Origin of the sequence: Sedimenticola hydrogenitrophicus (genome assembly GCF_029017505.1) — a bacterium.
GTDB lineage: Bacteria > Pseudomonadota > Gammaproteobacteria > Chromatiales > Chromatiaceae > Sedimenticola > Sedimenticola hydrogenitrophicus_A.
On sequence record NZ_JAQGEI010000069.1, the window covers coordinates 1 to 6,319 of the forward strand.

The following is a 6,319-nucleotide window of genomic DNA, read 5'->3' on the forward strand; positions in this document are numbered from 1 at the left end:
TTCGGGAGGGCGCGCAGGCAGTTTCCATGCCAGCTTTAATAATCGTATTGATAGCGGGATTGGTTTGTCGGGCAAATTTCCATACGTGATCTCGATCAAGCTTTTTAAAACACCGATCTGAATGAACTGTTCCATGCCCCAGGATGTAAAAACCGGGACTGTATGTTTTGTTCAAACAACAGGAATCGTGGAATTCAGCGATGATATTCTGAGGGATGCGGTCATCGGCGTGGGCACAAAATACGATCTGCTGAGGAAGTACCACGGATGGACAAGGATAGAGGCGGCCGCGCTGTTCCCACGTTACCGGCACCACCCATAGGGCGGGCCGTGCCCGCCGACGGCGCCCATGGGGCGCCCTATGACCGATTTTTGAATCGCCAGGAGTCGGAGTCAAGCCGCTCGGAATGGAGCAGCAGATTTCCGGAATTATGCGGCTTGACTCCGACCCCCTGCGGTAAACCCGAAGGAGATGACACTTTGAACACGAACAGGTCAACCGGCCGGACCGACCCGGGCCTGACCATCGGCCATCTGGCAAAGGCCGCCGGCGTCAACGTCGAAACCGTCCGGTATTACCAGCGCATCGGCCTGATCCGGGAGCCGGTGAAACCCGCCCAGGGCTACCGGTGCTACCCAGCCGCCATGGTGGCGACCATTCGCTTCATCAAACGGGCCCAGGAACTCGGCTTCAGCCTCAACGAAATCTCTGATCTGTTATCCCTGAACGCCATGAATTGCGACAAGGCGCGTGCGATTGCGGAACACAAGTACGCGGTCATACAACAACGCATCGACGATCTGAACGCCATCCAGCGGGAACTGTCCAGACTGATCAATGCCTGCAGAAAAAACGTCTCTGGTCAGGAACAGTGCGCGATCATCGCCACCCTGAGCGAGACCACGGGTAATAAATCTTCCTGATCCCGTTGTCACAATCGGGACACATACTCCTTGCCGGAAACGGAAAGATAACGCAATTCGGCCATATCCAGCAGACCTATACCACGCCCATTGACCTCGATCAGCCGCGTCTCGGCAAGGCGTCTCAGAACCCGGCTGAGGGTCTCCTGGGCCATGCCGAGATGACAGGCGATATCGCTGCGGCTCATTCTCAGCTCAACTCGCGGCGCCGCGCCTTTGTCCATCTCCGGCAGCCGCCGGCACATCTCCAGCAGAAAATCGGCTACCCGGGCGTCACTGTGCATCCGGTGGCGGTATAACGACGCCTGGAGCAGCGCCTGTTCCGAGGCGAATGCCTGACCGATGGATTGGATCGCCTGCAGGTTGTCCTGCGAGCGGCCAAGCAGCAGGCGCCGGGGCAGTCGGCACAACTGGCTGTCCATCGTCGCCATAGCGCGTACGCGTTTCATATCATTATTGAACAGGCTGCGGGTACCGAATAGTTCGCCAGGCAGGCGGAAGCTGGCCCACTCCAGATCGCCTGACCGCTCGCTGATCCGGATACAGCCGCTACGAACCACATAAACCGTGTCTGGAGAAAATTGCAGGCCCTGGCGCACCACGTGCAGCGCCTCGCCTTCGGACGCACGCCCGCCGTAGGGACAGATGGCATTCAGCGGGCAGGACTCCGCCTGTATCACGCCGCTTCCGATGTCGGCATAACCGGCGTCTGTTGACCTGCACAGCGTTAAACAGGGGTTTGACAGCATCGAACTCACCTCCTTATCGGTTCCCCTTTCACGGCGGCACTTCACCATGACAAACGGAACAACGACGCCATGTACAAGTACCCTGTCAAGATGATATTGGCGTATTCAGTCACTATCATCTTGACAGAGTACAAGGGGCGACCCAAAGGCCGCCCCTGTATCCTAGGTTGATAACACGCCGGATCAGACGATATTGCGAGGCGCGAAGGACATGGAGCGGAACTCGCTCTTGTACTTCGACTCGCCGATCTTCTTCACCCGGGCCACACCCATCTTGTAGTTGTAGTTGCCGCTGATCTGGTCAGGCACGCGACCCTGCAACGCATTACTGGGCTGGCTGGTATTGATGAAGTAAGAGTACATGGTCCCCTTCTTCACATGCGGCGTCACAATGGCAACCGCGGTAACCGCCGCCTTGTTCAGCTCGATCCAGCCGTTTTTCAGCAGCTCGGCAAAGTTGAAGTCGGCGCCGTGCACGCCCTTGATGGTCTGGCGGAAGTTTGGCACCCGGTCGGAAAACAGGAGCAGTTGATCGCCCGACTCGATACCGCGTGCGGCGGCATCATCCGGGTGGATCTCGGTCCAGTTCTCTGGCCAGCGCTGGGCAATATAGGCGCGCCGGTCCACGTCATCAAAGCCGGACTGCCAGACTTCGTTGATGCGGCCATTAGTGTGCCAAAGCTCGTCCTCTTTCGGTTTCATCCACTCCCAGTAATCGGAGAACAGATCCCACGGATGTTTCTGGATGTTCACCTTGCCGGTCTGTGAATTGAAGTGCGTGCCCTTCTTGTTCACCATGTTGGCACCGGTTGTCCGCCCCTCGGCTACCATCTGTTCCTCTGTCACAGTGGTATCGTGCAGACGTTTGGTACCCAGCAGCTCGCCGGTTTTGTAGTTGTAGAATGTGGGTCCCTGGATACCGGTGGTGCCCAACTCACGCAGTTTCCCGTGCAGGGTCTTGCCCTCGGCATGCGCCGCCACCTTGATCATGTGGTAGGCCTTGCGGTTGCCGCGGCTGTAACGGGAAGACTCCTCGCACACCTGATTGGCGTCCTTCCAGTCGAAGCCGTCGAAGCCCATGCGTTTGCCGAGTTCCGCCATGATCCACCAGTCCGGCTTGGCATCGCCCGGGGCGTCGTAGAACTTGGAGTAGAGCCGCAGGCGACGCTCACCGTTGGCGCGAATGAAGTCCGACTCGCCCCAGGTGGCCGCCGGCAGCACGATATCCGCGAAGCGGGAGCCGATCGGATCCCGCAGGTAGATCTCCTGGTTGAGCACCACGGTGCCACCGGAATCGGCACGCGCCTTCAGGGTATCGATGATCTCCTGCTTGTCGAAGGATCGGACCTGGTTCGGGTTGTTGGTCACCAGCTCCTCGAACTTGGCATTGAGGCCGCCCGATCCACACATGGACTGGATCCAGGTGGTGCCGATAACATGGGCAAAGCGGGTATGGCCAGAGTAGAAATAGCGGTCACAGTCCAGCGCCTGACGCCGACGGCCCGGACGCTTCTGGGCCGACTTGTTGCGCGGATAGCTGCCACCGCCGGTACCGCCACGCTGGTGGCCGCCCAGACGACCGACAACCTGACCCGGCCGGCCACCTGCGCCACAAATGGTCGCCAATGAACTCACTACATTGGTATTGCCGGTATTGTTGGACCAGTAGAATCCCTTCTCGATAGCGAACGAGGTCTTCATCCGGCTGCCGTCCGCCTTCGGCTTGGCCAACATCTCCGCCGCCTTGTAGATATCGGCGGGATCGATATTGGCGATCTGGGCCGCGACCTTGGGATCATACTCTTTCTGCGCCAGGTTCCACTGCTTGTAGTCCTCGAAGCCCTTGGTCTGGAATTTGCCCCAGGTCGTACGCCACTGCCAGGGGGTATTGCGGGTGCCCTGGCCAAAGCCGGAGTCGGACTCCCACTTGTTGTTGACCCATTTCTCGATCCACGCCTTGTCCTCCCAGCCGTTCTCCAGGATGACCCGGGCGATGGCCCCCATAACCGGCACGTCGGTGCCGGGGTCGATCTGCAGGAACAGGGCGTTGCCGCGGCTCTTGGCATAGGCGATGCCGGCGGTTTCACGCACGTTGATCCAGACCGTCTTCTGCCCGGCATCGATCGCCGGTTTGATATATTGGGTGAACAGGATGGTCTTGGTCTCGTAGGGATCGGTACCACAGATCATCAGCGACTCGGCCGAACCCCAATCCTGGTAGGAGGGACCGAAGTTATCGAAGCCGGCGTCACGGAATCCCGGCGTGGAGGTTACATCGGCCGGCGTGTCGTGGTAGGTGAAGTTGGGCGTCTTCATGTGGCGAAGCGCGAACTTCTTGATCGCATAGGTGTTTTCAATGTACTGGTAGGAATAGGTCTTCATGCCGTAGGCATTGACACCATGCTTGTTCACCACATGCTTCATCACCTCGGTGGCCACATCCAGGGCCATGTCCCAGGAGACCGGCTGCAGGGTGCCGTTGATGCGAATCATCGGCGACATCAACCGATCCTTGGTCGGTTTATCCGGGTTGTAGACCTTCTCGGCCAGGCAACCGCCGCGAATGGAGGAGTCACCGGCCAGGTTGACCGCCTTGGCATCCTTGTCCGGAATGATCACCACATTGTGCGGACGACCGTCATGCATCACCACGTTATGCTGGGTGGGGGCCACCCACGCCTGCAGCGGTCCGGATGGGAAGCTCACCTTCAGGGCGTTCTCATGGGCCTGGGGACCGCCATCGGCGGTACCCACCGGCCAGCGGTAGACCTTGTAGCCGCAGGCCACGATGCAGTAGTCGCAGCAGGTGGTCAGCACCTCCGCGTTCACCGGAGGCAGAGGCGTCTTGTCCTCGGGAAGATAGTACTTGCTAGACATGATTATGACTCCTGGGATTCCATCAGGTTTTGATTACGGCCAAACAGCAGACCCATGACGCCGACGGCGTAGATGTCATCGCCATCCAGTTCCAGCAGTACCTGGGGAATGCTCTGGTAGGCCTGGCCCGAGACGATGATGCCGTGGCGGGTCAGGTCGTAGGTGGAGAGGTGCAGCGGGCACTGGCCCAGTACACGGTGCTCACCGACCGCCTGATACTTGCCATTCATGAATCCGCCCTGATGGGTACAGAGATAACTGAACGCCACCACGTCCCGCTGCGGACCGATACCGCCGCCCGCTTTGGCCCCATCCATCTTGACGACGAAGGCCTGGGAGTTCTGGCCCTTGTCGGGATAGTTGAAATCCAGCGGCGTGTTCTCCTTCAGCTGGCTCAGTTTGCCGATGTGCTGACGCGGATAACCCACCACCCGGGCCTTGGCATGGGCCTCGCCCGGAAACAGGTTGAGTGAGATGGTACTGACCGCGGCCGCCGTGGTGCCGGTGTACATCAGAAACTGACGGCGGTTGAGCATGCACTGGGCGTGCTCGGCGGCTGTCTCGTCTTTTTTGATTAATTCAGACATTACTTTGCCTCCTGTGCCGCTTCGAGCTCGGCACGCGTAAACAGTGGCGCGTATTCGGGCAGCGCGGGCTTCTCGGTGGTGATAGGATCACCCGAGAAGGACTCCAGGAATGCCACCAGATCCGCCTTCTCCTGATCGGTCAGACCCAGGGGCTTGATCAACTTGGACTTGTTCTCGGCGAACTGGGTGGTGCGACCCTCTTCATCGAAGCCGCCCCGGTTATAGAACTCGACCACATCCTCCAGCGTGTAGAGGATACCGTTGTGCATGTAGGGCGCGGTATGGGCGGCATAACGCAGGGAGGGCGTACGGAACTTGCCCTTGTCCCACTTGTTCTTGCTGCGGTAGTAGAAGCCCCAGTCCGACTTGGCGGTGCGGTACCCCTCCTCGGTCTGGCCCTTGGCGTACTGCTCGTAACGGAAGGTGATCTGGGCCAACCCATCCTCTTCCCAACGTTTGTTGGCCGGCACGCCGATGTTGTGATAATCCATATCCGATGCCATGGCACCGTTATGGCACTGGATACAGCCCGCCTTGCCCTCGAACAGCGTCTTTCCGCGCACCTGCTCCGCGCTCAATGCCGCCTTGTCGCCCTGCAGGTACTTGTCCAGCGGGGTGTCGCGCTGTACCAGGGTGGTCTCGTAGGCCGCGATGGCCCGCCAGACGTTCTCGATCAGCGGCCACTCATCACCGAATACCTCTTTAAAGCGTTTCCGGTACTCGGGAATCAGCGCCAGGCGCGCCTCCATGATGTCGCTCTCGCCGTTGCCGGCCACGCCACCGGTGGCGGCGGACTTGGCCTGTTTCTCCAGGGAGGCGTCGGAACCGGCCCAGAACAGCCGGGGATAGTAGGCGCTGTTGATAATGGTCTGGCTGTTACGCCAGTGGACCGTACCGGGGTAGCCGCGGGAGAAGTCTTCCGCCCAGGCCCAGCCCTGCTCCGGTTCATGACAGGTGGAACAACCGGTGGAGGCGTCACCGCCCACCCGGGGATCGAAGAACAGCAGTTTGCCCAACTCAGCCTTGTCCGGCGTGGTCAGGTTATCCGCTGCCTGGGGCGGCGGACCGAGCGGCGCCAGGGGCGCGAAGGCCGCCTGTTCACTCTTGGCGAGCATCGCCTTGCCCACCGGCGCCATCGTGGCGGCCTCCTGCTTGCTGGCCTGGGCATTGCAACCGGCCAAT

General features: G+C 59.9%; 5 protein-coding genes. 1 reads left to right on the top strand and 4 read right to left on the bottom strand.

What is annotated here, in order from left to right; all coding sequences use genetic code 11:
* Positions 1–480: 480 nt before the first annotated feature.
* The gene (locus O9K64_RS23045; protein WP_275100476.1) at positions 481–924 is read left to right on the top strand and encodes a MerR family transcriptional regulator; all 444 of its coding nucleotides are present in this window, start codon (positions 481–483) and stop codon (positions 922–924) included.
* Between the two features lie 8 nt (positions 925–932).
* Here the strand turns inward: O9K64_RS23045 and O9K64_RS23050 are convergent, their stop codons facing one another.
* From O9K64_RS23050 to O9K64_RS23065, 4 genes are all read right to left on the bottom strand, one after another.
* On the bottom strand, positions 933–1,604 hold the full coding sequence (locus O9K64_RS23050) for a Crp/Fnr family transcriptional regulator (RefSeq protein WP_275100477.1): 672 nt from the start codon (positions 1,602–1,604) through the stop codon (positions 933–935).
* A 252-nt stretch (positions 1,605–1,856) separates the two neighbouring features.
* The gene (locus O9K64_RS23055) at positions 1,857–4,550 is read right to left on the bottom strand and encodes a molybdopterin-dependent oxidoreductase (protein ID WP_275100478.1); all 2,694 of its coding nucleotides are present in this window, start codon (positions 4,548–4,550) and stop codon (positions 1,857–1,859) included.
* A gap of 2 nt (positions 4,551–4,552) precedes the next feature.
* The gene (locus tag O9K64_RS23060) at positions 4,553–5,137 is read right to left on the bottom strand and encodes an arsenate reductase (azurin) small subunit (protein WP_275100479.1); all 585 of its coding nucleotides are present in this window, start codon (positions 5,135–5,137) and stop codon (positions 4,553–4,555) included.
* Positions 5,137–6,318: a cytochrome-c peroxidase gene (locus O9K64_RS23065; protein WP_335342347.1), complete on the bottom strand. Its 1,182-nt coding sequence runs from the start codon at positions 6,316–6,318 to the stop codon at positions 5,137–5,139. The genes O9K64_RS23060 and O9K64_RS23065 overlap by 1 nt, the downstream gene beginning before the upstream one ends.
* Position 6,319: the final 1 nt, after the last annotated feature.